Annotated in this window: 1 protein-coding gene; it reads left to right on the top strand. The window is 61.5% G+C overall.

Features of this window, described 5'->3' with window-relative positions; all coding sequences use genetic code 11:
* Nucleotides 1-391, top strand: a 391-nt coding sequence (locus MOV74_RS40420) for a hypothetical protein (protein ID WP_246933138.1), incomplete at its 5' end; no start/stop codon positions are given.
* Nucleotide 392: the final 1 nt, after the last annotated feature.

Here is a 392-nt window from a genome sequence, read left to right as displayed (position 1 = left end):
CGTCGCCGAGCTGTCCTGGGACATCCAGCGCTACCGCATGTTGCGGCATAAATTGCTCGAGACCTATCGCCAAAAGGCGGTTGAGGCGGCGCTGCGGCGCATCGACATGGTTGGAATTGATTCCGAGTTCGAAGCGGAGGCCGAGACCTACACGCTACAAAATGCACTGAGCTGGCGGTGCGACCCCGTCGCTGCGTCCGAGATCGACGCGCGGCTCGCGACCTATGGCTTCGACCAACACGCCATCACCACCGAAGTCTACGTGCAGGCGCGCGAGGTGCTGGTCTTGTTCGAGGGGCTGCTCAACGCCGCACAAACCAAGCGCATGCTGCTCCTTCGCGAGATCAGGAATCAGCGCTTCCTCAATGGACCGCTGCGCCAATCGCGTTGAA

The sequence above is a fragment of the Bradyrhizobium sp. SHOUNA76 genome (genome assembly GCF_023006445.1).
Lineage (GTDB): Bacteria > Pseudomonadota > Alphaproteobacteria > Rhizobiales > Xanthobacteraceae > Bradyrhizobium.
This window is presented reverse-complemented; position numbering and strand designations above follow the sequence as displayed.